Origin of the sequence: Rhizobium sp. BK379 (assembly GCF_014193955.1) — a bacterium.
GTDB lineage: Bacteria > Pseudomonadota > Alphaproteobacteria > Rhizobiales > Rhizobiaceae > Rhizobium.
The window spans coordinates 61,327-85,548 of the sequence record NZ_JACIAD010000011.1 but is presented as its reverse complement, the minus strand read 5'-3'; the positions used below and the strand labels follow the sequence as shown (position 1 = coordinate 85,548).

The window sequence follows — 24,222 nt, the reverse complement described above, 5'->3', positions numbered from 1 at the left end:
GCGCTTCCTGCGCCCCGTTATCCGGTGACCCCGGTTCCTCCAGCCACACGTCAGGTGCGGCTAAGCCCTTTCAGCCTGTAGCGGTCGAGCGCTACGGCCACGATGATGACAAGCCCCTTGATGATGTACTGCCAAATGTCGGAGACACCGACGAGGATGAGACCGTTCGACAGCACCGCGATAATGAGAGCCCCGATCAGCGTTCCCCAGATCGATCCCACGCCTCCGACGAAGCTGGTTCCGCCGAGAATGACGGCGGCGATCGCATCGAGTTCATAGGATTGCCCGAGTTGAAGGCCGTTCGCCGCATACAGGCGTGCTGCGGACATGGCACCGCCTAGCCCTGAAAGCAGGCCGGATATCGAGTATACGAACAGGAGCACAAGCGGGACTTTGATACCTGTCAGGCGCGCGGCCTCGACATTTCCGCCGACAGCATAGATCCAGGTGCCCAACACGGTGCGCTTCAGGATGAACCATGAGATCAGGATCGTCGCCATTGCGATGATGGCAAGCCATGGCACGCCGAAGAAGCTGCCGTTTCCGATGAAGTCGAATGGCAGGTCCGGATTGAATACCGTGGTGTCGTTACCGAGCAGTCGGGCAATACCGCGCATCGCGGTCAGCGACCCAAGGGTGACGATGAAGGGCGGAAGCTTGAGCGCCGAGATGATCGTTCCGTTGACGAAGCCGCAAGCGAGACCTACCCCGATGGCAGCCGGAATTCCCAACATCCCGACGTCGGGCCAAAGGGACACGATGACACCGACCATCGCCGACGCGGCGAGGATCGAACCGACCGAGAGATCGATACCGCCGGTCAGAATAACGAACGTCATACCGGCGGCCAGAACCGTGTTGATCGAGGCCTGCTGCATGACGATCGACAGATTATTCACGCTCAAAAAGCGACCACTTAGCAAGTGGAACCCGATCGCCAAGATCACGAGCACCGGAAGCATGCCAAGCGCCGTTAGAGTCGATCTGAATTTCGCCTTTGCGGCGTTGCCCTGGTCCGTGGATGTCGCGGTCATGTTCTTATCCCGTCGTCTTTGATTTCCGACCTCAAGCGACTTTCGACGCCGATCCGGTGGAGAACGCCATGATGGCTTCCTGGCTTATTGGTTGGTCCGGCGTCGCCAGGACCTCGCCCGCGATGTGGCCTTCGCGCATCACGAGGACGCGGTCTGCGATCCCGATGATCTCGGGCAGATCGCTCGAGATCACGACGATCGCGATCCCCGTTTGCGCAAGCTCATCGATGATCCGGTAGATTTCGGACTTCGCTCCAACATCGACGCCGCGTGTCGGTTCGTCGAAGATGATGACCCGAGGCTTGGTTTCTAGCAGGCGCGCGATCAGCGCCTTTTGCTGGTTACCGCCGGACAGAGCTCCGACATTGATGCCGTCGCTTGACGTGCGAATGGACAACGACTTGATGGCCCTTGCCGCTCGTTCCTTCGCCGCGGCGAAGTTCAGAATGCCCACTTTGCCGGCATCCTTGCCGATAACACCGATGTTGATGTTCTCGTTGATCGTCATATCGAGGAAGAGTCCGAGGCCTTTCCGGTCTTCCGTCAGGTATGCGATCCCGGCGTCCATCGCATCGCGCGGGCTGCCGATGACGGTGTCCTTGCCGTCGAGCATAACCCGTCCGGATGTTTTCGGATCGGCACCGAAGATGAGCCGCGCGAGTTCCGTCCGTCCGGAGCCAACTAGCCCGGCTATGCCGAGCACTTCGCCTGCCTTTGCGTCGAACGAGCATCCGTGAACCCGACGGCCATCTCCGATGTCATGCACTGAGAGCACCGTTTTCGCGGCGCTTTGCGGTGCTCGGTGTTCCTTCTTGTAGAAAGAGGAAAGATCGCGACCTACCATCATCGAAACGAGCTTTTCGGCCGACAAGGCGGACCGATCGAGGGTGCCCACATAAGCGCTATCGCGGAGAACGCTGACCCGATCTGCGAGCGCATAGATCTCCTCCATCCGATGGCTGATGTAGATAATGGCAATACCCCGCGCCTTGAGCCCCGCGATCACCTCAAAGAGCCGCTCCGTCTCCCTGGACGTGAGCGACGTCGTCGGCTCGTCCATGACGATGATCTTGGCGTTCGTGGTCAGGGCCCGCGCGATTTCCACCATCTGGCGTTCACCGAGCGAGAGCGACGCTACAAGCTGCGAGGGGCCGAAGGAAATGCCAAGCTGTTTGAGGATCGGCTCGGCCCGTGCGCGCGCAGCTGCCTTATCCAGGACGCCGTACCTGGCAGGTTCGGCAGCAAGGAACATGTTTTGTGCGACGGTGAGATTGGGCGCGAGCGAGAGCTCCTGATAAATGACGGAAACGCCATTCGCCTTTGCCTTTATCGGGTCTCCCGCAACGATGGGCTTTCCGTCGACGAGAATGGTGCCGCCCGGGTCAGCGGTGTACGCTCCCGAGAGCACCTTCATTAGCGTCGATTTGCCAGCACCGTTCTCGCCCATCAGCGCGTGGACTTCACCGGGATAGACGGTAAGCGACACGTTTGTAAGCGCTTTAGTGCTCGCGAATGTTTTGCTGATATTGCGCATCTCCAGAACGGGTGCGCGGTTGTCGCCTGCCGTGTTCATGCCTGTAACTCTTTCCTCGGGCGTGCGAGTTCCGGTTCGCCGATGTCGATCAACGCCCGCCATGCATCGCGGTATGCTTCGAGGCCGAAAACCTGCAACGAAGCCGCCTCATTCGTTTCGTTCGCAAATGGCTTCTCACCCAGAGTGTCGAAAACCAACGCGGCGGCTCCAAACGCACTGCCTTCGGCGGTCGCGCTGGTGAATATCGGCTGCGAAGGGCGCAACTGAGCAAGAAGCTCGGCGAACAGTCCCGTCTTGACGAGCCCGCCATCGATTACGATCTCGTTCTCGGACTGGATGAGATCCAAGGAAAGATTGGTCATTAGAACGACATACAGAAGTGCGACGGCGGCCCTCTCCTCGCCGTTCGCCTCAGGCCCCACAAAGCGGCTTTCGAACCCCTGCATCGGGCCGCCGGGCGCAAAAGAGGGCAATGCGAATACGCGCTTCGCGATCACTCTCGAGACTGCCTCAAGACTGATTGGCTTGTTCCAGCCGTCACTTGCGATGTCATATTCCCGGCCGCCCATGAACCTTATGGTCGGAGCCGGCTTCCCGTCGACGGTGACGTTTGCGAGCATGTCACGGTGTTCATCCAACGCTTCCAGCGGGCACGCCGAATTGAAAATCACGACCCATGTGCCAGTCGACACGAGCGTAAAGTCCTGGAACCCGAGCGAACGGTAGTAATAGAGCGCGGAATTACTGTCGTGGACACCATTGTGGACAACGACCGGAACCGCGTTTTCCCGATCAGGCCCGATCTCCCAATTGCCCAAAGCAGCACCCGCCCGTTCGAAGGCTGGCATCTTTCCACGCCAGCCTCGGCTATAGACCAGACTGCTGAAATCATCACGCAGCGGTGCCCAGAGGTGAGAGTGGCAGCCGATGTAGGAAACCTCGGACACTTTCCGGCCGGAAAATTTCCAGGACCAAAACTGCGGGTATGAAAGGATGGCGTCGGCGCGACTTACCACCTCTGGCTTGATGGCCTCTAGCCAGAGGATGTGCCGTCCGTAATTGAAACCCAACGGGAGCTTCGGCGAATAGGTTTCGCTGAAGGCTGGCACCAAAATGTCGATGCTGTCCGCAACCCGCTGAGGCGGTTCCTGTTCGTAATCGAGTACGGGATGCACCAGCTCGTCATCCCGAACGAGTGCAAAGGTGCACCCGTGTCCCGAGAACATGACGTGACCAACGAAATGCTCTTCGGTCGCCTGCGTCAAGGCAGACGTCATCCAAGTGAAGAGCGCGACGTCATCGAGAACACGCAAGCCATCGTACTCGATCCAACTGGGCTTTGTCCTGGCTTCCGAGAGCACGGAACCGTCTGCACTGAAGACGAAAAGCTTCGAGTTCGTTTTGCCGAGATCGAAAACTGCGACCACGTTCGATGGCACCATCATTGGCCTCCTACCGTAGCGATCAGTATGGAAATACCGGCATCTTCGAGCATCTTTGCGCCGACATCCGCAAGACCGTCGTCGATCACGATCGTCCCTATGCGAGACAGCGGAAGAACGACGTTGCGCGGCTGGATTGAGAGCTTCCGGCTATCCGCCAACAGAACAATCTCATCTGCACAGCTGCTCAGCTCGCCAATAGCTTTGGTCAACAAGGGATGGGATTCGAGAAGTCCCTCGGAACTGATGCCTTGCGTTCCCAGGAAGAACCGCGACGCGAAGAAATCGGGCGCTCCTGCGGAAGCGTCGTGGATGATGCCCGGCTCTCGATAAAGCACCCCGCCTGCCAACGTCAGATGACAGGTACCATGCTCACCCACATAGGCCGCCAATGGCATCGAGTTCGTATAAAGGCGAACATTTCGCCGAGCCAGTTGAATTCCGAGCTGATAGCACGTCGACCCCGCATGAACGATCACGGAGTCTCCGTCTCGCACGAGGCCTGCCGCTTTTTCAGCGATGGCACGCTTCGCGTCGACCGCAATATCGCGGTTCTCGTCGTAAGGCCGAGCCGAGAGGCGTGCTGAGGTCGCAGATTCGTTCGCCGAAATCCCGCCATACACTTTGCGCGCTACACCGATCTCATCGAGCTTGTCGATGTCACGGCGGATCGTTGCCGGGGAAACACCGAGCAGCTTCTGCAGATCACGGACGGAGGCGAACGGCTTCTCGCGAAGCGTCTCCGTGATCAAACGATGGCGATCGGAATCATTCAAAGCAGGCCTCCAGTGACGCGTCTCCCTCAGCGTCCATGATGAACTATAATCACACGTTCCTTCCTGTCGCAATACTGACGATGCAGATTCTTCATCGTTGACGACATTCAATCACACAAATAGAATTGCGCCAAAGTTTGCTCACGGGACTGATTGGTTCTGAAGCAAGGGGCAGCGCCGCAGGAGGAAGAAGACATGACCGAACCGGACCTGAGGAATACCGACGATTTCAAAGACTTCCTCCGGCTTTCCAGCCGGATCGGTAACGATATCCTCAAGACACAGGGCGCTGGCGGTAATACGTCGATCAAGAGAGACGGCGTCATGTGGGTGAAGGCATCGGGCACCTGGCTCTCCAAAGCCAATGCTGAGGACATCATGGTTCCGGTGGTTGTCGAACCGTTGGTTGCCGCTCTTCGAGGAGGTGATCCTCGCGCGGAGAAGTCCACCGACTTCGTGGTTTCGGAACTGAACTCCAGCGGACTGCGACCATCGATCGAAACCAGTTTTCACGCAGCTCTCAAAAGCCCGGTGGTTGCGCACTACCACTGCGTAAACGCGATAGCACTTGCCGTCCTGGAAGACCGCGACGCACTGCTTGCCACACGCATGAATGACCTTCCCGACATCAAGTGGGTAACAATACCCTACAGGCGACCAGGCACTCCTCTTGCGAAGGAGATCGATAAGGCTGCTGCGTCCAATCCGGACGTGTTGATCCTCTTCAATCACGGCATCATCGTCTGCGGTGATACCGTCGAGGACGTGGAAGATCGCATTGAGCGGATCAGCTCTGCGCTGTCCCGCGAGCCACGCGCAACCAAAACACCGGATATCGACGCCCTCACCGCGATTGCGGAGGGCTCGGGCTTTCACGTGGCTCGAGACGTCGATAGCCACGCGGTCGCGATTTCGGAAGCCAATCGGGAGATCGCGCTCGGCGGCTCCCTATACCCGGACCACATAATATTCCTCGGAACGGAAATTGGCGTCCTTCCCCAAGGGCAAAGCGCGTCGGATTTCGAGGCGGCTTTGCACAAAGAGGGCCGTAATGTGCCTAAGATGTTGATCGTCCCTGATAAAGGGATCCTGCTGTCCAGCACGCTGACGGCGGGCGGGGAAGTAATGGCACGCTGCCTGGCGGAAGTGGTCGGCCGCATACCGGAAGGAAAGAAGGTCGAATATCTGTCACAGGGCGATGCATACGAACTTACCCATTGGGAGGCCGAGCAATATCGCCAAGCGCTCGATAGAGGATCGGTGAGGCAGTCCGCATGAACAGCCAAGTTGGCCCTGCCGTCGCCCTCGGCATCGATATCGGCACGTCTGGTGCTCGCGCAGCCGCTATCGATAGGGCCGGGAATCCCGTCGGCTTCGCGGCCGCGCCGTTTAGGTCGCCGGATGAACTGCGACAACCGGCCTCTTGGTGGAACAGGGTCAAGGAAGCCCTCGAAGGGCTCTCGGAAAAGACGAACCTGGGCTCGATCGAGGGCATAGCCGTCGACGGGACAAGCGGGACCGTACTTTCGCTGGATAACGCAAATGAGCCGACTGGCTCAGTCTTGATGTACAACGACCCCTGCCCCGATCAGGCAGTTGTCAAACGCATTTCGGACAATGCTCCGGTGGGCAGCGCGGCTGTGGGAGCAAATTCGGGCCTCGCAAGAGCAATACATCTGTCTCATGCAAAAGGTGCCGCGGCCATCGTACACCAAGCTGACTGGATATCGATGAAACTTGGCTGCCCAGCGCGTTTCAGTGACGAAAACAACGCGCTGAAAACAGGCTTTGATCTGGAGGTTGAGAGTTGGCCAGATTGGATCGAAGCGGCAGGAATGGATACGACCAAGCTGCCTATCGTGCACCGAGCAGGTAAGAGAACCGCTCCGATCGAAGGCTACTTACGCGAACTCGGACTACCGCAGACCGCTTGGTTTCATGCGGGCACGACCGACGGCTGTGCCTCATTTCTCGCGACCGGCGCATCGAATACTGGCGACGCCGTGACAGCGCTCGGCTCCACTATCGTGTTGAAACTGGCATCGGATGCTCCGATCGACGCTCCACAATATGGCGTATACTCGCATCGTGTCGGAGGTTTCTGGCTAGTTGGAGGGGCGTCGAACAGCGGCGGAAATGTCGTGCGCGCCTTGATTGGAGATGACCGGCTGGACGACCTCACGCAGATGATCGATCCGGCCCAAAAGCTCGGGCTGGACTTCTACCCCCTCCTCCGTCCGGGAGAGCGTTTTCCCATCAACGACCCTCACTATGCGCCGCGACTCACGCCGCGGCCGGCCGACGACGTCCTGTTTTTCCACGCTATTCTCGAAGGGATGACGGAAATCGAAAGGCTGGGTTACCAGCGGTTACACGAACTCGGATCGCCAGCTTTGAAAAGCCTGAGAACGGTCGGTGGCGGAGCACGAAACCCGGCCTGGAGCAAAATGAGAGCCCTTGCAATGAGCGTGGAGATGATAGCTGCGAAGTCGACCGAGGCGGCGGTCGGAACAGCTGCGCTTGTGATATCCGAATTGGACAATGCCTATGTCTAAGCCGCGACCCACTGACTTGGCTCAGTTGAAGCAGGCCTATGACGTTTTTTTCATCGATCAGTACGGCGTCCTCAGAGACGATACCGGCCCTTACGCAGGCGCAGCTGATGCCCTGGCCAATCTGGCATCGTTGGGCAAGACGATCGTCATCCTTTCCAACTCTGGAAGAAGTGGCGAGTACAATTCCGAGCGTCTCATCAAGCTTGGCTTTGCAGCGGACAGCTTCGATTTCTTCGTCACCTCGGGGGATGTCGCGTTCGAAATCCTATCGCGGCCGGAAAACGTGATTGCCAGGGGCTCCCGTTGTCTGACGATCTCCAGTGGCGGAGACAGCAATCTCGCGGATCGGCTTGGACTGCGATCAGTTGAAACCGCATCGGCAGCCGAGATCGTTATCGTCTCAGGTAGCCAAGCCGAACACATCTCGATGGAACGCTACGAGGCGCTGTTGCGCCCCGCCGCTCAAACAGGCATCCCGTGCTACTGTACAAACCCTGATATTCACAAATTGTACAACGGTACTCTTGCGCCAGGTGCAGGGAGCATCGCCAAGCTCTATGAGAAGATGGGAGGACCAGTCATCTGGCTCGGGAAACCCTATCCCGATATCTATGAGCACGCGTTGAGGCTTGCAGGCGCTACAGACAGGCGGTGCGTTGTCTGCATTGGAGACAGCATCGAACACGATATCTTGGGCGCGAAATCGGTCGGCTTGGACTCGGTACTTGTGCGGACAGGGATCTTAGCCGACGCGACCGATGAGCAACTTCGAGAAGTCTGCAATAGGGTCGGCGCTGATCCTACATACGAGATGTTACGCTTTGGCGCTTGAACTCGGCCTGAGGATCATCCGGCCGTAACACTCATATGCCGCGCGAAAACCGGCCGCTAATGCGCGCGGTCGATGATTAAATTGTGGCCTTGGGCTTGCGCGTGATGGCCTCGTCGAGCCAGACGACCAACTGATTTGTCCGTATGGGGGTGCCTAAAATCAGGCATACAGACAAACCAGCGGATAGCGGTAAACTGAGATATCTGGCCGCTACTCCAACCCCCCAATATTGGCGGGGTCAGTCTTGCGGGATTCAGGAGTTAACGAGCGCGCGTCTCTGCCCAGGGACACGAGTAAGATTGCGGAGTTCCGGTAGCATCTTAAGATGACAAAAGAAGTATTCTGCGAGCGGTTCTTCGTAGGCGTCAGATTGCGCTGCCTTACCGGGAATAACCCGTTCGGACCTAGCCCTGATGCCTATCGCGCCAAGATTACTCCCCTCTATTGGGTTACGAAGTTGCTCTATTAGCTCCTTATTGTCGGCTGCCATGCGAGGCTGAACTAAGCCCACGTCAGCAATATACCCAAATCATGCTGCTGCTATGGGCTTTTGCGGCCTGTCTTGATGCCTGGATTGGCTTGAGTGATCTCGTCGGCCGGGCGGCGGTCCAAAGATAGTCGCCTTGATGGCATTGGAATCAAAAGTCTGGAAAATCTGCAGCTGCAATCTGTCGTGATAATCAATGATTCTCAGGCTCGTGCATCGACGGTGGAATGTCTCGTTTCCCATGAAGCACACGCCACACATCGACATGATCTTTTTGATCACGATAAAAGACGATATAGGGGTATCGTTTCAGCGAAATGCTGCGCAGGTCAGGCAATCCCAACTCGTATCCATATCGTAGCGATCCCGATTCCGGATGTCGCGCGATCAGATCATAGGCTGCCTCTAAAGCGTCAACAAAGCCGAGGGCAACCTCGATGCCGGCCTCAAGTACATAGTGGTCTACGGCCGCTTCGACGTCACCGCGAGCCAATTCCCGAGGGACGATGTACTTGTTTGTCACTTACTGTGCCGACCACGCACACGATCACGCAGTTCCGTGAAATAGCGCCCATCGGCGGGATCGGATTGTACGGACGATGCTCCGTCAACCAACAGTCCGCGCAAAACAAGACGATCCTGATCTCGCCGAATTAATTCGCGGATATATTCGCTGCTAGTCCCGTAACCACGTCCAGCAACCTGCTCATCGACGAAGCTCTTAAGATGGTCCGGGAGAGAAATGTTCATCGTGCTCATATGAATGCCTATAGCCGCAATGGCAAAATTTGGCAAGATCGACATTTTTTCCTTAACCATCGGCCATGGGCGGCGGCTTAGCGGGTGGTCAAAATTTCACGATGAGCTCGAAAAAATATCTATAGCGCGATCAAATATCCTCTGGTCAGCGTGTCCTGCGCCTGGGATGATTTCCATGCTCCCCGCAAGTTCTGCCCCAGAAACGTTCTAAAGTCCTTGGCAGAGCTTGAAATGAGCGCGGCAGGCGCACTCTCTCCGTCAATGGGTCCTCTCAGCGCTATTCTCGGTGACTGGCAGCTCTTCGTTAATTGCCTTTCCCTCGACTTTGAAGTTCGTCATCACCCGGAGGGTCACAAAAGTGGCAATCGACAGGACGACCGCGGTCTCGTACGCTCCTAGACCAACCGCTGCCCCGATCGCGCCCGTGGCCCAGAGGCTAGCAGCGGTCGCGGTCCCACGAATGCTGGCCTTGCCGACGAGGATCGCACCCCCGCCTATGAACCCGACGCCGTTGATAATTCCCTCCACAATCCTTGCCGTCGCCTCCGCATTCTCCTTGGTCACGGTTTCTGCCGCCTGGATGAACCCGCACGCGGCGATTGCCACGAGTGGAAAGGTGCGAAGACCGGCGCTGCGCTCGTTGCGTTCGCGATCCCAAGCGATCGGCAAAGCCAGCACGTAAGCGACGAGTAGCACGATCAGATGTCGAAGCAGGTCTGTGTGAAACCCGAGGTCTACCATCCAATCCATCGCGTCTTCTCTTCATCGGTTACGATCTAGATGAACATGGGCGGCGACAACATTCCTGCAAGTAGACCGCTTACTTTCCAGGGGACTATTCGTGCCCTCCGGCCGAGGTGCCGATCACGAGCGCCAGGCGGTAAAAACGCCTGGAAGACGGATCGTCGACCATCAGGTGCTCGCTAACCATAAGGACGCCAGAAGACGCAAGGCGCGGCGAACTCGATCCGAGTTCCGCGTCTTCCGACATTTCGTCAACACCGGAATGGTGACAACCTTTTCTTGCTTCGGAAACCGACATCGCCAACGGCTTTCCCTATACTGACGCCGTTGTCTGACTTGAAGACTGGTATGCCGGAAACAACACGATAGAACTCTTCACACGGGCGCGCCACGGCGATTAGGACGCCTTGAGTATCCTGAAGCCCCCGATTTCCTTTACCAGGGGCAAGTGTGACCAGCGGTCGTTATCGTGCATCATGATCAATCGGGACATGTCGCCTGCAATCTCCTCGTTGATGCGATCCATGGTCTCCAACTGCTTCCAGATGCTGCCGATACCATTGTTGAGCGGTGCGAAAACGCCGTCGTGATTGTGGCCGGTGAGGTTGAGCTTCGAATATATGCAATCGCCCACTGCCAGCAATCGTCCGCGGGCGGTTTCAACGATCACGAACTGCTGGCCGAGCGTATGCCCCTCGCCGAGGCGGACATGCATGCCAGGCAGGATGTTGTCCTTGTCACCATCGACCAGCACCAGGCGGTGTTCGACGGCCGCGTCGAAAGCCGAGCGCATGTTGTCCGGGTTTATGATAGCCGTTAGAAATCCGTACTGTGGCGGCAAGGCCATCGCTTCGTTCCAGGAGAGCCATTCGCGCTTCTGGATGAAGATCCGTGCCTTGGTAAAGGCTGAGATCGAACCCATGTGGTCGAAATGGGCGTGGCTGAGCACGATATCGGTGATATCGCCTGCCTTGACGCCAAGCTCTTCAAGCATGCGCACGGGCGAGATCCAGTCGGGAATGCCGAACTTCTTTGAAAACTCTGCACCGCTGCCTTCGTTGAGAAAGCCGGTGTCGATCAGAACGTTCCTGTCACCGTTCTGAGCCAAGACAAAGCCAAAAGGAAGGTCAAGCACTGTCGATGGCGGGGCACCGTTGACGAGGTCGATCAGCGGCTGGTCTTTTGACCGTGCGAATTCGATGACGTGGACGTCCCAGAGATCGGACATCGTAAACTCCTAACGTTGCGAAAGAATGCGGCCGAGGCTTGATAGACCGACCGCAATGATCAGGATGGCGCCCTGAAAGATGTATTGCGAATAGGTCGGCGCGCCGAAGATGTTCAGCCCGTTGAAACCGAAGGCTATGATCAATGCCCCGATGAACGTTCCGAACACATGAAATTCTCCGTCACGTAACGTCGCCGAGCCAAGGAAGACTGCCGCAAAGGCCGTCAGCAGATAGGGATCTGCTGCACTCGTCGTGCCGCTCCCGAGGCGCGAGGCCAAGAGAATGCCGGTCAAGGCCGCGCACATGCCGGAAATGATGAAGCCTAAAATCTTGACGCGGTCGACATTGATGCCGGCGAGCCTGGCCGCGGACGGGTTGCCGCCGACGGCCTGGATTTCCTGGCCGAGTGCCGTTCGCTCCACGAGAATCCAGAGTGCGCCGAGCACGACGACCATGATGACGATATTGTTCGGGATGCCGAACAGAAAACGTCCGAGTGATACTTGCAGAAATGCCTCAGGCACGCCGGCGGTGATGGGAACACCTGCCGAGTAGGCGAAGGACAGGCCTGTCAGGATGGTGCCGACACCGAGCGTTGCGATAACCGAGTTGACCTTGACCTTGGTGACGATAAGCCCGTTGACGAGGCCGATCAGGCCGCCGAGCAGGATGACGATCAAGATTGCCACGCCGATCGGCAGTTTGCTGGAGACGATCAACCCTGTTACCAACACGCCGTGCAGTGAAGCGGCAAAACCGATGGAGAGATCGAGTTCGCCAACGATTACCGCAAGCGTCAGGCCACCGGCGATAATCATCGCCAGCGATGTCTGGTTCAGCACATTGGTGAAATTATAGATCGTCGGAAAGGCGCGCGGCGACAGGATCGAAAAGGCAACGATCATCGCCAGCAGGCCGATAATCGTGGCATAACGGGCAAAAGCGCCGAGCGCGCGTTTTGCGCCTGGAGAAAGACTGCGGGTCGAAACGGCCAGATCGCTCATGTCAGTTCCTTTCAGTGCCGTCGAAAGCATAGCTGGCTTCGACGAGTGCATTGCGGGTGATGCCGGCGCCGGTCAGTTCCCGCACAATGCGGCCTTCCGCCATGACGAGAACGCGGTCGCAGAGGTCGGGTAATTCATCGGGCTCTGAGGACACGACGATGACCGCCATGCCGCGCGCGGCCAATTCCCGGATCAGCCGGTGTATATCTGCCCGGGCACCAATATCGACGCCCCTCGTCGGCTCGCCGAGAATGAGGATTTTCGGCAAGCGCAAAAGCCACCGGCCAATCACCACCTTCTGCTGGTTGCCGCCGGAGAGCAGGCCGACCGGCGTCTCGATCGACTGCGCCTTGATCGAGAGGTCGCGGGCGGTTTGCGACGAAAGATCTGCGCGGCGACGATAATCGATCAACGGCAGCGCTGGATTGCGGATGATATTGGTGAGATTGGAGAGCTGCAGATTGAAGGCGACGCTCTTTGTCAGGAGCAGCCCATCGGCGCGACGCTCTTCCGGCACCAGCCCCAGCCCCGCCTTAACCGCCTGTGCAGGTGTCTTCGGCAGAAAGGCCTGGCCGTCCAGCGTCATCTGCCCCGCATCGGCGCGATCGGCGCCATAAATCAGCCGGATCAACTCCGTGCGCCCGGCGCCGACAAGGCCGCCTATGCCAAGCACTTCGCCGCGATGCAGTTCAAAGGAAACATCCTTCACCTTCGGCAGCCGGCTCAGCCCCGATACCGAAAGCATCGCTTCCTTCCGCACATGATGTTTTTCGTGGCTGAGATTTTCGACCACGCCGCCGACAATCGCTTCGACAAGAGCGGCGCGCGTGAGGTTCGGTCTGTCGATGACAGTCACGAAATTGCCGTCGCGGAAGACGGTGACAGCGGCACACAGCCTGAGGATCTCGTCGAGCCTGTGTGAGACATAAAGGATCGAAACACCCGTATCCCGCAAGTCCTCAATGATCTTGAAGAGCTTTTCGCTTTCTGCCGCCGAAAGCGATGCGGTTGGCTCATCCATGACGATCAGCCGCGCTTTGCGCATCAGCGCCCGGCAGATATTGATCAGCCAGTTTTCCGCCGTCGAGAGGTCCTTCACCTTGGCGTTCAGTGGAGCAACTATGCCGACACGGCGGGCGACCGGCTCGACATCGCGCGCAATCGCCGTCCAGTCGACAATCCCGAACCTGGTCTTTTTCGGCAGGCCCAGCATGATGTTTTCCAGGACGGTCATTCCGGGAATGAAAGCGAGTTCCTGATGGATGAAATTCATGCCGAGATCAGTCGCGACCGCCGGGCTGGCGACGGCGACCGGGTTGCCGTCGATCAACACCTCCCCAGCATCGGCATGGGTGAGACCGGCAAGAACCTTAATCAGCGTCGATTTTCCGGCGCCATTTGCACCGACGAGGCCGTGGATTTCCCCGGCACGGAGCGTCAGCGACACGCCCCTTAACGCCTGGACGCCGCCATAGGTTTTCCGGACATCACGGGCAACAAGAAACGGAGGCGTTACAGACGCCTCCTTTTCCGGGTTGGACGCAAGCATTGCTTCTCTTCCGATCCTGTCCGAAGCCGGCTTACTGGACCGCATCGGGATGTTGTTTGAGGAAGTCCGCCACAGTATCCTTGGTGATCAGCACTGCAGGCACCTCGACAGCCTGCGGCTTCCAGTCCGCGCCGGCCTTTTTGATGTCCGCCAGCAGCTTAATCATATTGTAGCCTTCGGTGTAGCTGTCTTCCCATGCGGTCGCGGCCATGTGACCGTTCTTGATATTTTCGATCGCCTGCGCGTTGCCGTTAACGCCATAGACCATCACGTCATCGCGCCCCTGAGAGCGAAGCGAGCCGATTGCGCCGATTGCCGGATCGTCCCAGCAACCCCAGATCGCCAGCTTTCCTTCTCCCGGAGGATGAGAAGCAAGCCACGCATTGGCATATTGGGCGCCATCCTCGAAATAGCCGGGGATGCGCACCTCGTTCTTCGTCACCTTGATGTCCGGGTGGCTTTCCAGCATCTTATCCATCAGCGTTTCACGGTTTCGGCAGACCTCGCCAGTGCGGTAGGTGAGTGCTAGAAGTTCGCCCCTGCCGCCCATATCGTCGATCATCTTCTGGATGACCGGCTCGGCAATCGGCGCGCCGGAACCGTTGGTCGCCGCCACGCTCAACCCGAGCCCGCCGCCCCATGTGACGACCGGGATACTAGCCTGCTTGGCCGCATCAAGGCCGGCTCCGATCGAGGATGCAGGAAAGACGAGATCGGCGATCGCAAAGGCACCACGCTGCACAAAATTCTGGATGGCCGCATTTGCCTGGTCGGCGCTGCCCGCAGCATCGACGACGGAGACTTCATACCCGAGCTCTCCGGCGGCCTTCTTGGCGCCATTGATATAGCGGACATTGTTGGCTTCGGTTGCCGCGATCGAAACGAGACCAACCAGCGGCTTGTCGGCCGCATGCACTGGCACAGCCGCGAGCGTTGCAGCCGCGAGCACAATACCCAAAGAAACGAACTTCATAGCTTTCCTCCCAATCCGACCGCCGATGTTCAGCAAACGTCAGCTAACCGTTTCGCTAGCATTCTTGATTTCTCGTGAATCCGCAAGTATTTTTGCTGGATATCTGGACAAATTTGCGGATTTGCCGCAAGCATTCCAGCGAAACGATTAGCTGGATTGGTCCCGACAGCGAATGGCAACCATAAGAGATGTGGCAAACCGTGCACAGGTATCGACGGCGACCGTATCGGCAGTCGTCAATGAATCCGCCTATGTCAGCCCTGAACTGCGCGCGCGGGTCAACGCGGCGATCAACGAGCTCAATTATGCTCCGTTACAGGCGGCCCGCAGTCTCAAGCGCGGACGCAGTCAGTTGCTCGCGCTGGTCGTTGCCGATCTCGCCAATCCGTTTTTTGCGAGGCTTGTCTGGGCTGCAGAAGCTGCGGTGGCCGCCTGGGGTTACTCGCTTGTCCTGTTCAACAGCGACGAGAAACCGGAAAACGAGCGGCGAATCCTCGCGCGGATCCGTGCGCTCTCCTGCGACGGGATCATCCTCGTGCCGGTCGACGTCGTCTCGACACAGCCGCAGCGCGATAGCGAAGGTGAAGCGATCCCGACTGTCCTGTTTGGCCGCACCGTCGAGGGGCAGAATACTGACACGATCACCATCGATAACGTCTCTGCCGCCCGACAGGTCACCAATTACCTGATGGATCTCGGGCATACACGCATAGGCACCATTACCGGTCCCCTGCATCTGACAACAGGCCGTGGCCGTCTTGATGGCATGCTGGAGGCTATGCGCGCACGCGGGCTGACGCCGGCGCCAAACCATATCCGTGCCGGCGAATTTCGGGAGGATACCGCCTATTCCGTCGCTCGCGAACTGCTGACGCAGCCTGAGCCCCCGACTGCGATATATGTCGCTAACGGTGTCATGGCGCTCGGTGTCATGAGAGCGCTCGCCGATCTTGGCCTCAAATGCCCCGATGATATTTCGATCGCGTCGACGGACACTATTCCCGGCATTGGAGGGCTGCGGCCTCGCCTGACGCGTACAGAGCATCCGGTTATCGATATGACCAACGAGGCGTTGCGTCTGTTGGTAGATCGTATCAGTCGCGGGGCCGGCGCCGACGCGCGCAATATCGTCTTCCAGCCCTCGCTCGTCGTGGGCGAGAGTTGCGCGCCATTCAAGAGCCGCTGAAGTGAAGTGGCAGCTTTAGGAATTCGATTGCGAGTTGGCCACCGTTGAGGATAGCCATCGGTTTCAGCTGAGGCCTGCCGGCAACCCGACAGATGCACTAGAGTTCAAGTCGATTTTTGTGAGGGAACGAAGTGCGGATGGGCGCGTCAGCGAGCGGACCAGCGTTGTGATCACCACCAACCTCAGCTTTAGCGAATGGGTAACCCTCGTCGGGGGACGCCAAGATGACTGCTCGACGTCGGACCACCACAATCGGTGCCAACGTTCCGATGCTTTCTCGCGGATCTTGGCTCCTTCCACCTATCTAGGTGTTTTGCGAACGAAGGCTCAGCTTGCTTGACGCATCCTCTGCGCTACTAGGTGTAGGCCGGACGCTCGGGTGGCGCTGTTGTCGATGCGGAATTTGGCAATCAGGCTCAGCAGCTCCTCAGCATCTGCGGCAAGTGCTTCGGCTGACGCCGTGGTGGCCGTGGCCAGATTCCGGGAACCTCTGCACGACCTGTCCTTAAGGATTACGAGCGGTTGCGTGCAGCTCAATGACGACTTCAGGACAATGCCACCTTAGGGGAACCAGTGCGGCCGCACTCACCTGATCGACGACCTTTGGATGGTTCGGGCGCGCTTTTTCAAACGGCGACTGCGTTCCATCAATGAGCGGATCACAACGTGCGCATTTATCGGTCGAGTTGACGGGCGCCTTCTGCGGAACGCGGCCAATAACAGCCCGACATATGAGACGAATGGCGCCGTCTGAGCAACGGCGCCGGCGCGTTTTCAGGGCTGCGCCTTCACTGGCAGCCGGAATGGAACGCCTAGCCGGTTGAACGCATTCATAGCCGCGATTGTGATTGTAAGATCTACCAAATCTTTGGGCTCGAAGACTGCCGAAGCAGCAGCATAGGCTTGCTCAGAAGCATGGGTCTCGCTGACGAGCGTCACCTCCTCGGCCCAGGCCAGCGCCGCGCGGTACTGTTCGGGGAAAAGGTGCGGCACCTCTTCCCATACCGGGACCAGAGTGACTTTGTCGGCGGCCATCGTCTTAAGTAGATCGCGGGTATGCAAATCGATACAATGTGCGCAGCCATTAATCTGCGATACGCGCAGGAACACGAGATGGATAAGTTCCTCAGTCAGGTTCGTGTTGTGTGTAATGTAGTGATGGACGCCGAACAGCGCCTTGGCTCCAGCCGGTGCTATCTCGTACCAGTTGAGGCGCGTGGTCTCATTCATGATGATCTCCTTGAATTTGCGCCAACAGCCGGCGCAGTTTGGTTGACGACGTGGCAGTTGGAGGCGTGACATCGCGACCTCGTTTTATTTTTAGAAGGTGCCATGTCACACTCGCATGAACTACCTCGTCGATGAGGCAGACGTCCGAGTGCGAGGTAATGAGGCATGAGTCAGCATGGCAGGAACAAGACGGAGTGCGCCCGTAGCATCCATAAAGTTGGGAGGGGTACCGAAGCGGGTGCCGATGTGATGCTTGGTGATCGAAGGACTGCGGAATTTGCTTTGGAGCGCAAGCGCATGCTGCGCCTGAGTTACCGGATGCTAGGGTCAGTTACCGAGGCGGAAGATGTCGTGCAGGACGCCTGGTTGCGTTGGGCAGGCAACAAAGACCGAGTCCGCATTCCGGCCGCCTATCTCACCCGCATCGTCACCCGACTGTGCCTTGATCGGATGAAGTCGGCGCGTGCGCGCCGCGAGATCTATGTCGGCCCATGGCTGCCAGAGCCGCTGGTTGAGCCTGTCGATATGTACGAAGCCCATACTGACGATGTCACTGTTACGCTGATGTTAGCGTTAGAGCGACTTTCGCCCTTGGAACGGGCAGCGTTTCTGCTCCACGAAGTGTTTGACATGGCGCTGACCGAGGTTGCGGTCGTGCTCGATCGTGAAGCGGCCACCGTCCGGCAACTTGCGTCTCGCGCACGCAAGCATGTCCAGACTGCACGACCACGATACAGCGTCGGGGCCGCAGATGCCGATAGAATTGCTCGAGCCTTTTTCGCTGCAGCGCGTGACGGCGATGTCACCGCGCTTTCGGCGCTGCTTGCGAGCGATGTGGAAATACATATCGATGGCGGCGGCAAAGTGCTGGCGTTCCGCAAAATCGTTCGCGGCCTGGAGAATGCACTGCGAATCTTTGTTTCCGCTCAGCGGAAGGCCGTGACGCCGCCCACCTTGCTGCGGACTGCAATTATTGACGGCTTGGCAGGGTATGTCAGCCTTGATCCGAATGGTGTGTTGCAAACAACGGCGCTGGGCATCCGCGAGAGTAAGATCTTCGCCATCTATATCGTCAAAAACCCCGAAAAGCTCACCCATATTGATGCTTAGGACTTCCATTGCGTGCCGCGGCTCGTGCAACCTGGCGCGGTATGGGTAAACAGCTGAGGCTAGTGTACGTCCCTGCCCCGACGATACCCGCAGGCCCAGGGAGTCATTCGTGTTCATGTCCAATATCAGCACGGCCAAGTTTCCTTGCTGGATTTCTTCGCAAGCGGTCGAGAAAAATCTTCTCTGCAAAATGTTCATTTTTTAGCTAATTGAAATCACGGAGCGCGATGTGGCTCTTGAACCTACTCGAACCGCAGACCCGCGATTGATAACCCAGGGCACCATCGACAATTCCGATAGGCCTCAAGGCCGCCGTAACAGCTATGATTTGAAATGTTGTCGAAACAGATCCTTGAAATCGGCGAAATTATCAAATCCAGCCAGCCTGGCCGCCCGGCACACCGTAGTCGGTCCCACGCGGCATTCTGCGGCAATCGACAGGGTCGTCCCGAAGGCGACGACTTCCGGCCTTTTCAAAGCCAAGCGGGCCACCCGCTCTGATTGAGGGGTGAAAACGATCATCTTTGCGGCGATGAGGTTCTTCAGATCTTGCAAGTCCGCTGGCCTGCTGTTTGGTGTCTGACATTTCATAATGCACCCATCGGAAGACGGTGTTCGACACCCAACGATGACAGACGGAGACTATTGAGCCGCGTCGATCATCCTGATCCACCCGGCAGCCCGCCGAGCCGCGTCGGCAAGAACCGGTTTCGGCGCCTTGTAATATTCGTCTGCAGGCAATTCCCGCTTCAGCCGAACGAAGCTGATCGCCTCGTCGAGGGTCGGAAACTCATCCGGCAAGGTGAGATGCAGGAAAAGCGAGACAACGGCAACGGAACGGGATCGGCCGCCCCGGCAATTGATCAGAACGCTTCCGCGCTCGCGCTTTGGGTAGGACGGCTTGTCCGGAAGGACCTGCTCAAGTGCTGCGCGCAGAATGTAGTGCGCGGCTACCATCTGTGTCTCTGGATTGCCGGCGCCGTCGATCAGGCCGACCTTGTAGTAACGAATCTCGCCGGGCCCGTAGATGCTGCCCTGGTGATCTGCGACGATCTTGGGCTGCTCCACAAAATTGAAATCGAGATTGACGGCGCAATTAACGACAGTCGTGATACCGTTTTTTCGAAGAAGCTCGAGATCGCTGGCTCCTTCCTTTCCAGAAATGAACAGGTCGACCCCGTAGTGAGGATGCGCTTCGTAGATCAGGCTCAGTTTGGGCAGAAGTCGATCTTCCTGTCCGATTTGAAGTTCAGGTTTTGTCATGTTTTGTCTCCGAGGGCACCGCGCTTATCGGCCACGGACCAAAATAATCAGGCGGGCAGAAGAGCCCGCCGATGGTTCGTCCGGTGATCCGCTACGCGGCGGCCCTGGCATCCCGTTCACTGGAAATGGATCGCGCCACCCGTTCCAACGTCGGATAATGTGCACCGGCACCGGTTGCGATATAACCGGGGCAGAGAAAATCGATCGAGCCCGGCGGGACTTTGCCGAGGGTCAGCGGTTCATAGGTCCCGCCGGCATTCTTCAGGATCAGCGTGGCTGCTGCCACGTCCCACGCGTTCACGCCAAAACCCGCGGCAGCGTCCGCCCAACCCGCAGCGACATGGGCAATGCTGAGGGCCGCACTGCCGGGACGACGTAGCGTCGAAAATGTCTCGACGAGTTCGCCCATATTGGCGAGCGCTATCTCCCGGCCATCCAATCGGAAATCACGCGCGACCGGATAGCCGGTGATCAGCGTAGCATGCACCTCCTCGCCAACCGAGCGCGACCAAAGAGGCTGATCGTTGAGGCTAGAAGCGTTGATATCTGCGCTGAACATCATTCCGGCGACAGGATCATAAATCGCCCCGGCAACGACCTGCCCGTCGATTACCGCGGCGATCGAGACACACCAGAAGGCAAGTCCGCGAGCAAAGTTTGCTGTACCGTCGATCGGATCGACATACCACTGGATGGCGCCGCTTCCTGTCTGTCCACCTTCTTCCCCCATGATCGTCGAATTGGGTTCATGTTCGAGAATATAGGCCCGGATCGTATGCTCAGCTTGCTTATCGTGGATGGTGACGACGTCGTGAAGATCGACCTTGTAGTCGACGTCAATATTGGACCGGAAGGCAGCGAGCAGTGGTTCGCGAACGGCAAGGGCCGCGCCCGTTGCGATGTCCTTCAACCGGCGGGAACGCGTGAGCAGGTCGTCGCTATGAGGATCAAGTTTGTAGCGAGTGGTGGTTTCCATAGGGTTATCCAGTCTGTCATTTCAGATTCGGCTCCGGCGCTGAGAACAAGCGAGATTGCCTACTTCGTGTAATTTACACGCCAGAAATCCTGCCATTCCTCGCGCCGGTCGAAATCATCAAGACCGGTTGATGAGTCATAGGCCTGCAGCTTGTCCGCAACCTTCATCAGGCCCGATGGCTCATCGTCGGGCATCTTGACGTCGACATTGGTCGGCAATTTACCGTCCTTCATCTGCGGCGCGATGCCCTCTTCCGTCAGGATGTAGTGGACGAAGAGTTTTGCCGTGTTCGGGCTCTGCGACTTTGAGGCGATCAGACCGAGCTTGATATAGTTCCAGCCAACCCAGGGCTCGAGCGTCGCGCAGATGCCGAGCTTGTAACCCTTGTCTTTGTTGTCGCGAAACTTGGCCGAGCTGAGCAAGCCAAAGAACGGCTCCTTCTGCCCAGGCGCGCCCACGGCCTCGGAGATACGATCATCGCTGTCGGTCGCCAGAGGGGCATTCTGCGCCAAGGCCTTGATCCAGGCAGCCCCAGCGCTCTTCTCGTCGGTCTCGAGATCCTTGCCGAACTGTGCCTTGTAGGCGGCCGCAACGGCATCGCTGCCATGGGCCTCAAGCTGGTTGAACCAATCGGTGTAATTGCCCTTTGTCAGCGGATCGATGATTGCGACCTTGCCCCTCCATTTCGGCTCCGTCAGCTCCCAGATATTGGTGACAGGGCACTTGTCATAGGCTTCGGTATTGTAGGCCCAGACATTGGCATTGGTGGAGATCGCCAGCGGATTTTGAAACTGCTCGGGTATCTTTGCGGCCATGTCCGCAGGCAGATAGTTTTCGACGAACTTTTCAGGCAAAAGTTGCGCCAACGCTGCCGGCGCGTCCGTGATCAGAACTACATCGCCCTGGACATTGTTCGACTGGCTTTCGCGGATGATCATTTCTAGCTGGCTGTTGGCTGAAACCTTCATGCCCGTCGCCTTCAGGCCATATTTCGCACTGAAGTTCTCGGCCATCTCGACGATCTTGCCGGTACTGTCGTAGACGGTGATCGGCTTTTCGCTTTTGGCCGCGCTGACCAGCGCATCGATAACGGCGGCGTCACCAGCTACAGCCGGAGCAACAACGATCACGGATCCAGCGACGACGGTCGCCCAGGCCACAAAAGACATCGCATTTCTGTTCATGTTTCCCTCCCAGGAAGAAGATGAAAGAGCGGATTTCGACGCTTATTTCTTGTAGTTCATCCGCCAGAAATCCTGCCAGCTCTCACGCTTGTCGAGATCGACCGCGGCAGTGGACGCATCGAATGCCATAAGCTCCTTGATGTGGCTGGCGACACCAGACGGTTCGTCTGCGGGCAACTGGAGCGTTGAATTGCCGGAGATTTTCCCATCTGCCGTCTGAGGTGCTATTCCCTCTTCCGTCATCAGGTAGCGTACGAAAAGTTTTGCCGCATTCGGGCTCTTTGTCTGTGCCGCAATCAGACCAAAACCCGGATAGAGGAAGCCGGAGAAAGGCTGAACGCCAGAGCAGAGGCCAAGCTTCAGGCCCTTTGCCTGATTGTCCCGGTACTTTGCCGTCGACGTGATCACGAAGAATGGGTCTGCCTGGCCGGGCGCCCCGGCTGCATCAGCGACGGTCGTCGAGTCCGAGAGCAACGGCCCGTTCTGGGCAAATGCCTTGACCCAGGCGGCAGTAGCGCTTTCTTTGGTGGTATCGAGCGTCTTGCCATAAAGCGCCTCATAGGCCTTTGCCACATCAGCATCGTGGTGCATCTCGATCTGGTTGAACCAGTCGGCATAGAAGGGCTTATCGAAGAGGTCGAGCATGGCGAGCTTGCCCTTCCACTGCGGTTCGGTCAGCTGCCAGATATTGTTTATCGGGCATTTGTCGTATTTCTCGGTATTGTAGGTCCAGACATGGGCATCGGAGGCGATCACCAGGGGATCGCGCAGCGCGTCCGGGATATCCTTCTGCAGGTCCGGTGGCGCCCAGCTTTTCACGATCCCTTCCGGCAGGAGTTGGCCCATTGCGGCGGCGACATCAGTTGCGACGCTGACGTCGCCGACAACGTTGCCTGCCTGATGCTCGCGGATCATCAATTCGATCTGTGTGGCCTCGTTGACCTTCTTACCGCTGGCCTGCACGCCATATTTCTTCGTGAAGGCCTGCGCCGTATCAACGATTTTGCCGGTGACGGCATAAACCGTAATCGGCGGTTCCTTTTTTGCAGCCTCAATCAGTCCGTTCAGATCGAACACCTCCTCGGCATGGGCCCCATTGCAGAGTGCCGACGCACAGATGAGGGCAGCAATGCTGGCAATCACCCCTCTTTTCGCCCTTCTGGCTTCATTCGAATAGGTCATGTCTCCCTCCCCGCGCCTTCGATTATTTCTGGTAGTTGACCCGCCAAAAGTCCTGCCACGTTTCACGGGCATCCCAGTCATCAAGACTGGTCGTCATCGCGTAGGGCAGAAGCTGGTCGAGAACTTTGCCAATGCCGGATGGCTCGTCTGCCGGAAGGCCGACGTCCTTGTTCGTCGACATTTTGCCGTCGATCGCTTGGGGGGCGATGCCCTCTTCGGTCATGATGTAGTGGATGAAGAGCTTGGCCGCGTTCGGGCTATCGGTACCCTTCGTAATGAGGCCAACGCCGGGGTAGAGCCATCCAACCCAGGGCTTCAAGTCCTTGCAGAGACCGAGCTTCATTCCCTGATCGGCATTATCGCGGAACTTGGCCGAGCTTATGAGGCCCATGAAGGGCTCGGATTGACCGGGGGCGCCAACCGCATCTGCAGCGGCCGCATCTGCATCGGTCAAGAGCGGGGCGTTGGCCGCGAGCGCTTTGACCCACGCAGCAGTCGCGCTTTCCGCTCCAGTTTTCAGATCCTTGCCGTATTGCTCCCTGTAGGCTTGGGCGACCTTGTCGTCGCCATGCTTTGCCATCTGATTGAACCAATCAACATAGGACGCTTTTCCGAGCGGATCCTGCATCGCGACTTTGCCTTTCCACTTCGGCTCGGTCAGTTCCCAGATATTGGTGACGGGGCATTTGTCGAAAATCTGGGTGTTGTAGGCCCAGACGTTGGCGCTCGTGACGACCGTCAGGGGATCCTGATACTCGGCCGGTATCTTGCTGGCGAGATCCGGCGGAAGCCAGCTTTCGGCAAAACCCTGCGGGATGAGCTGGGCCACAGCGGCAGGCGCATCACTGACGATCGAAACGTCGCCCTGGATATTGTTGGCGCGCGCCTCGCGAATGATCATTTCGAGCTGAGCCGACGCCTTGACCTTCGAACCCTCGGCGGAAAGATCATACTTCCTGGCGAAATTCTTGGCCATTTCCACGATCTTGCCGGTGCTGTCATACACCGTGATCGGCTTTTCCTTCTTTGCGGCGGCAATTAAGCCGTCGAGGTCGAAGGGCTCGTCAGCCCTTGCCGCACTTGCCAATGTGGCCGCGAGCGCGCTCGCGCATAACACGCGGCTCATGCCGCCGATCATAGTCCGCTTCATACTGTTCCTCCTTCAGCAAGCGT

At 57.9% G+C, this 24,222-nt stretch carries 24 protein-coding genes; 5 read left to right on the top strand and 19 right to left on the bottom strand.

The window, feature by feature from the left end; genetic code table 11:
- Positions 1–50: 50 nt before the first annotated feature.
- The 4 genes from FHT93_RS33895 to FHT93_RS33880 form a co-directional block, all read right to left on the bottom strand.
- Positions 51–1,034: a ribose ABC transporter permease gene (locus FHT93_RS33895; protein ID WP_018115287.1), complete on the bottom strand. Its 984-nt coding sequence runs from the start codon at positions 1,032–1,034 to the stop codon at positions 51–53.
- Positions 1,035–1,065: 31 nt separating this feature from the next.
- Positions 1,066–2,607, bottom strand: a complete 1,542-nt coding sequence (locus tag FHT93_RS33890; protein WP_018115288.1) for a sugar ABC transporter ATP-binding protein — start codon at positions 2,605–2,607, stop codon at positions 1,066–1,068.
- The gene (locus tag FHT93_RS33885) at positions 2,604–3,881 is read right to left on the bottom strand and encodes a carbohydrate kinase (RefSeq protein WP_348649816.1); all 1,278 of its coding nucleotides are present in this window, start codon (positions 3,879–3,881) and stop codon (positions 2,604–2,606) included. Before FHT93_RS33885 ends, FHT93_RS33890 begins: the two co-directional genes overlap by 4 nt.
- Before the next feature lie 128 nt (positions 3,882–4,009).
- Positions 4,010–4,786: a DeoR/GlpR family DNA-binding transcription regulator gene (locus FHT93_RS33880; RefSeq protein WP_018115290.1), complete on the bottom strand. Its 777-nt coding sequence runs from the start codon at positions 4,784–4,786 to the stop codon at positions 4,010–4,012.
- A gap of 195 nt (positions 4,787–4,981) precedes the next feature.
- Here FHT93_RS33880 and FHT93_RS33875 point away from each other — a divergent pair, with 195 nt between their 5' ends.
- The 3 genes from FHT93_RS33875 to FHT93_RS33865 are packed head-to-tail and all read left to right on the top strand — an operon-like array spanning position 4,982 to position 8,173.
- Positions 4,982–6,064, top strand: coding sequence for a class II aldolase/adducin family protein (locus FHT93_RS33875; protein WP_018115291.1), 1,083 nt, complete (start codon positions 4,982–4,984; stop codon positions 6,062–6,064).
- Positions 6,061–7,341, top strand: coding sequence for an FGGY-family carbohydrate kinase (locus FHT93_RS33870; RefSeq protein WP_018115292.1), 1,281 nt, complete (start codon positions 6,061–6,063; stop codon positions 7,339–7,341). The genes FHT93_RS33875 and FHT93_RS33870 overlap by 4 nt, the downstream gene beginning before the upstream one ends.
- 16 nt (positions 7,342–7,357) lie before the next feature.
- Entirely contained in the window at positions 7,358–8,173 is an 816-nt protein-coding gene (locus FHT93_RS33865; RefSeq protein WP_246715767.1) for a TIGR01459 family HAD-type hydrolase, read from the top strand.
- A gap of 680 nt (positions 8,174–8,853) precedes the next feature.
- Here the strand turns inward: FHT93_RS33865 and FHT93_RS33860 are convergent.
- The 8 genes from FHT93_RS33860 to FHT93_RS33825 all read right to left on the bottom strand — a co-directional run bounded on the left by FHT93_RS33860 (position 8,854) and on the right by FHT93_RS33825 (position 14,918).
- A complete protein-coding gene (locus tag FHT93_RS33860) occupies positions 8,854–9,183 on the bottom strand; it encodes a type II toxin-antitoxin system RelE/ParE family toxin (RefSeq protein WP_049811432.1) in 330 nt (109 codons plus the stop codon).
- Positions 9,180–9,419: a type II toxin-antitoxin system ParD family antitoxin gene (locus tag FHT93_RS33855; RefSeq protein ID WP_162710221.1), complete on the bottom strand. Its 240-nt coding sequence runs from the start codon at positions 9,417–9,419 to the stop codon at positions 9,180–9,182. Before FHT93_RS33855 ends, FHT93_RS33860 begins: the two co-directional genes overlap by 4 nt.
- A 258-nt stretch (positions 9,420–9,677) precedes the next feature.
- A complete protein-coding gene (locus tag FHT93_RS33850; protein ID WP_018115296.1) occupies positions 9,678–10,169 on the bottom strand; it encodes an MgtC/SapB family protein in 492 nt (163 codons plus the stop codon).
- An 85-nt stretch (positions 10,170–10,254) separates the two neighbouring features.
- Entirely contained in the window at positions 10,255–10,461 is a 207-nt protein-coding gene (locus FHT93_RS33845) for a hypothetical protein (RefSeq protein ID WP_183851319.1), read from the bottom strand.
- Positions 10,462–10,560: 99 nt separating this feature from the next.
- A complete protein-coding gene (locus FHT93_RS33840) occupies positions 10,561–11,391 on the bottom strand; it encodes an N-acyl homoserine lactonase family protein (RefSeq protein ID WP_018115298.1) in 831 nt (276 codons plus the stop codon).
- A gap of 9 nt (positions 11,392–11,400) precedes the next feature.
- On the bottom strand, positions 11,401–12,396 hold the full coding sequence (locus tag FHT93_RS33835; RefSeq protein WP_018115299.1) for an ABC transporter permease: 996 nt from the start codon (positions 12,394–12,396) through the stop codon (positions 11,401–11,403).
- Position 12,397: 1 nt separating this feature from the next.
- Complete coding sequence (locus tag FHT93_RS33830) at positions 12,398–13,945, bottom strand: sugar ABC transporter ATP-binding protein (RefSeq protein WP_183851318.1); 1,548 nt, start codon at positions 13,943–13,945, stop codon at positions 12,398–12,400.
- 31 nt (positions 13,946–13,976) lie between these two features.
- On the bottom strand, positions 13,977–14,918 hold the full coding sequence (locus FHT93_RS33825; protein WP_183851317.1) for a sugar ABC transporter substrate-binding protein: 942 nt from the start codon (positions 14,916–14,918) through the stop codon (positions 13,977–13,979).
- A 172-nt stretch (positions 14,919–15,090) separates the two neighbouring features.
- Between FHT93_RS33825 and FHT93_RS33820 the strand changes: the two genes are divergently transcribed.
- On the top strand, positions 15,091–16,104 hold the full coding sequence (locus FHT93_RS33820; RefSeq protein ID WP_183851316.1) for a LacI family DNA-binding transcriptional regulator: 1,014 nt from the start codon (positions 15,091–15,093) through the stop codon (positions 16,102–16,104).
- A gap of 774 nt (positions 16,105–16,878) precedes the next feature.
- Here the strand turns inward: FHT93_RS33820 and FHT93_RS33815 are convergent.
- Entirely contained in the window at positions 16,879–17,334 is a 456-nt protein-coding gene (locus FHT93_RS33815; protein WP_183851315.1) for a carboxymuconolactone decarboxylase family protein, read from the bottom strand.
- 249 nt (positions 17,335–17,583) lie between these two features.
- Between FHT93_RS33815 and sigJ the strand changes: the two genes are divergently transcribed.
- A complete protein-coding gene (sigJ, locus tag FHT93_RS33810; RefSeq protein WP_183851344.1) occupies positions 17,584–18,444 on the top strand; it encodes an RNA polymerase sigma factor SigJ in 861 nt (286 codons plus the stop codon).
- Between the two features lie 321 nt (positions 18,445–18,765).
- Here the strand turns inward: sigJ and FHT93_RS33805 are convergent, their stop codons facing one another.
- The 6 genes from FHT93_RS33805 to FHT93_RS33780 form a co-directional block, all read right to left on the bottom strand.
- Complete coding sequence (locus FHT93_RS33805) at positions 18,766–18,999, bottom strand: MurR/RpiR family transcriptional regulator (protein WP_246781787.1); 234 nt, start codon at positions 18,997–18,999, stop codon at positions 18,766–18,768.
- 87 nt (positions 19,000–19,086) lie between these two features.
- The gene (locus FHT93_RS33800; protein WP_183851313.1) at positions 19,087–19,707 is read right to left on the bottom strand and encodes a dual specificity protein phosphatase; all 621 of its coding nucleotides are present in this window, start codon (positions 19,705–19,707) and stop codon (positions 19,087–19,089) included.
- Positions 19,708–19,798: 91 nt separating this feature from the next.
- Complete coding sequence (locus tag FHT93_RS33795) at positions 19,799–20,683, bottom strand: inositol monophosphatase (protein ID WP_183851312.1); 885 nt, start codon at positions 20,681–20,683, stop codon at positions 19,799–19,801.
- Between the two features lie 59 nt (positions 20,684–20,742).
- Entirely contained in the window at positions 20,743–21,867 is a 1,125-nt protein-coding gene (locus FHT93_RS33790) for an ABC transporter substrate-binding protein (RefSeq protein ID WP_183851311.1), read from the bottom strand.
- A gap of 42 nt (positions 21,868–21,909) precedes the next feature.
- Entirely contained in the window at positions 21,910–23,049 is a 1,140-nt protein-coding gene (locus FHT93_RS33785; protein WP_183851310.1) for an ABC transporter substrate-binding protein, read from the bottom strand.
- Positions 23,050–23,071: 22 nt separating this feature from the next.
- Entirely contained in the window at positions 23,072–24,199 is a 1,128-nt protein-coding gene (locus FHT93_RS33780) for an ABC transporter substrate-binding protein (protein ID WP_183851309.1), read from the bottom strand.
- Positions 24,200–24,222 lie beyond the last annotated feature (23 nt).

Bases quoted from the DNA above. Each gene is read 5' to 3' on its own strand.
- FHT93_RS33895 (WP_018115287.1), bottom strand. From the start codon at position 1,034: ATGACCGCGACATCCACGGACCAGGGCAACGCCGCAAAGGCGAAATTC.
- FHT93_RS33890 (WP_018115288.1), bottom strand. From the start codon at position 2,607: ATGAACACGGCAGGCGACAACCGCGCACCCGTTCTGGAGATGCGCAAT.
- FHT93_RS33875 (WP_018115291.1), top strand. From the start codon at position 4,982: ATGACCGAACCGGACCTGAGGAATACCGACGATTTCAAAGACTTCCTC.
- FHT93_RS33870 (WP_018115292.1), top strand. From the start codon at position 6,061: ATGAACAGCCAAGTTGGCCCTGCCGTCGCCCTCGGCATCGATATCGGC.
- FHT93_RS33855 (WP_162710221.1), bottom strand. From the start codon at position 9,419: ATGAGCACGATGAACATTTCTCTCCCGGACCATCTTAAGAGCTTCGTC.
- FHT93_RS33850 (WP_018115296.1), bottom strand. From the start codon at position 10,169: ATGGATTGGATGGTAGACCTCGGGTTTCACACAGACCTGCTTCGACAT.
- FHT93_RS33845 (WP_183851319.1), bottom strand. From the start codon at position 10,461: ATGTCGGTTTCCGAAGCAAGAAAAGGTTGTCACCATTCCGGTGTTGAC.
- FHT93_RS33840 (WP_018115298.1), bottom strand. From the start codon at position 11,391: ATGTCCGATCTCTGGGACGTCCACGTCATCGAATTCGCACGGTCAAAA.
- FHT93_RS33835 (WP_018115299.1), bottom strand. From the start codon at position 12,396: ATGAGCGATCTGGCCGTTTCGACCCGCAGTCTTTCTCCAGGCGCAAAA.
- FHT93_RS33830 (WP_183851318.1), bottom strand. From the start codon at position 13,945: ATGCTTGCGTCCAACCCGGAAAAGGAGGCGTCTGTAACGCCTCCGTTT.
- FHT93_RS33825 (WP_183851317.1), bottom strand. From the start codon at position 14,918: ATGAAGTTCGTTTCTTTGGGTATTGTGCTCGCGGCTGCAACGCTCGCG.
- FHT93_RS33820 (WP_183851316.1), top strand. From the start codon at position 15,091: ATGGCAACCATAAGAGATGTGGCAAACCGTGCACAGGTATCGACGGCG.
- FHT93_RS33815 (WP_183851315.1), bottom strand. From the start codon at position 17,334: ATGAATGAGACCACGCGCCTCAACTGGTACGAGATAGCACCGGCTGGA.
- sigJ (WP_183851344.1), top strand. From the start codon at position 17,584: ATGCTTGGTGATCGAAGGACTGCGGAATTTGCTTTGGAGCGCAAGCGC.
- FHT93_RS33800 (WP_183851313.1), bottom strand. From the start codon at position 19,707: ATGACAAAACCTGAACTTCAAATCGGACAGGAAGATCGACTTCTGCCC.
- FHT93_RS33795 (WP_183851312.1), bottom strand. From the start codon at position 20,683: ATGGAAACCACCACTCGCTACAAACTTGATCCTCATAGCGACGACCTG.
- FHT93_RS33790 (WP_183851311.1), bottom strand. From the start codon at position 21,867: ATGAACAGAAATGCGATGTCTTTTGTGGCCTGGGCGACCGTCGTCGCT.
- FHT93_RS33785 (WP_183851310.1), bottom strand. From the start codon at position 23,049: ATGACCTATTCGAATGAAGCCAGAAGGGCGAAAAGAGGGGTGATTGCC.
- FHT93_RS33780 (WP_183851309.1), bottom strand. From the start codon at position 24,199: ATGAAGCGGACTATGATCGGCGGCATGAGCCGCGTGTTATGCGCGAGC.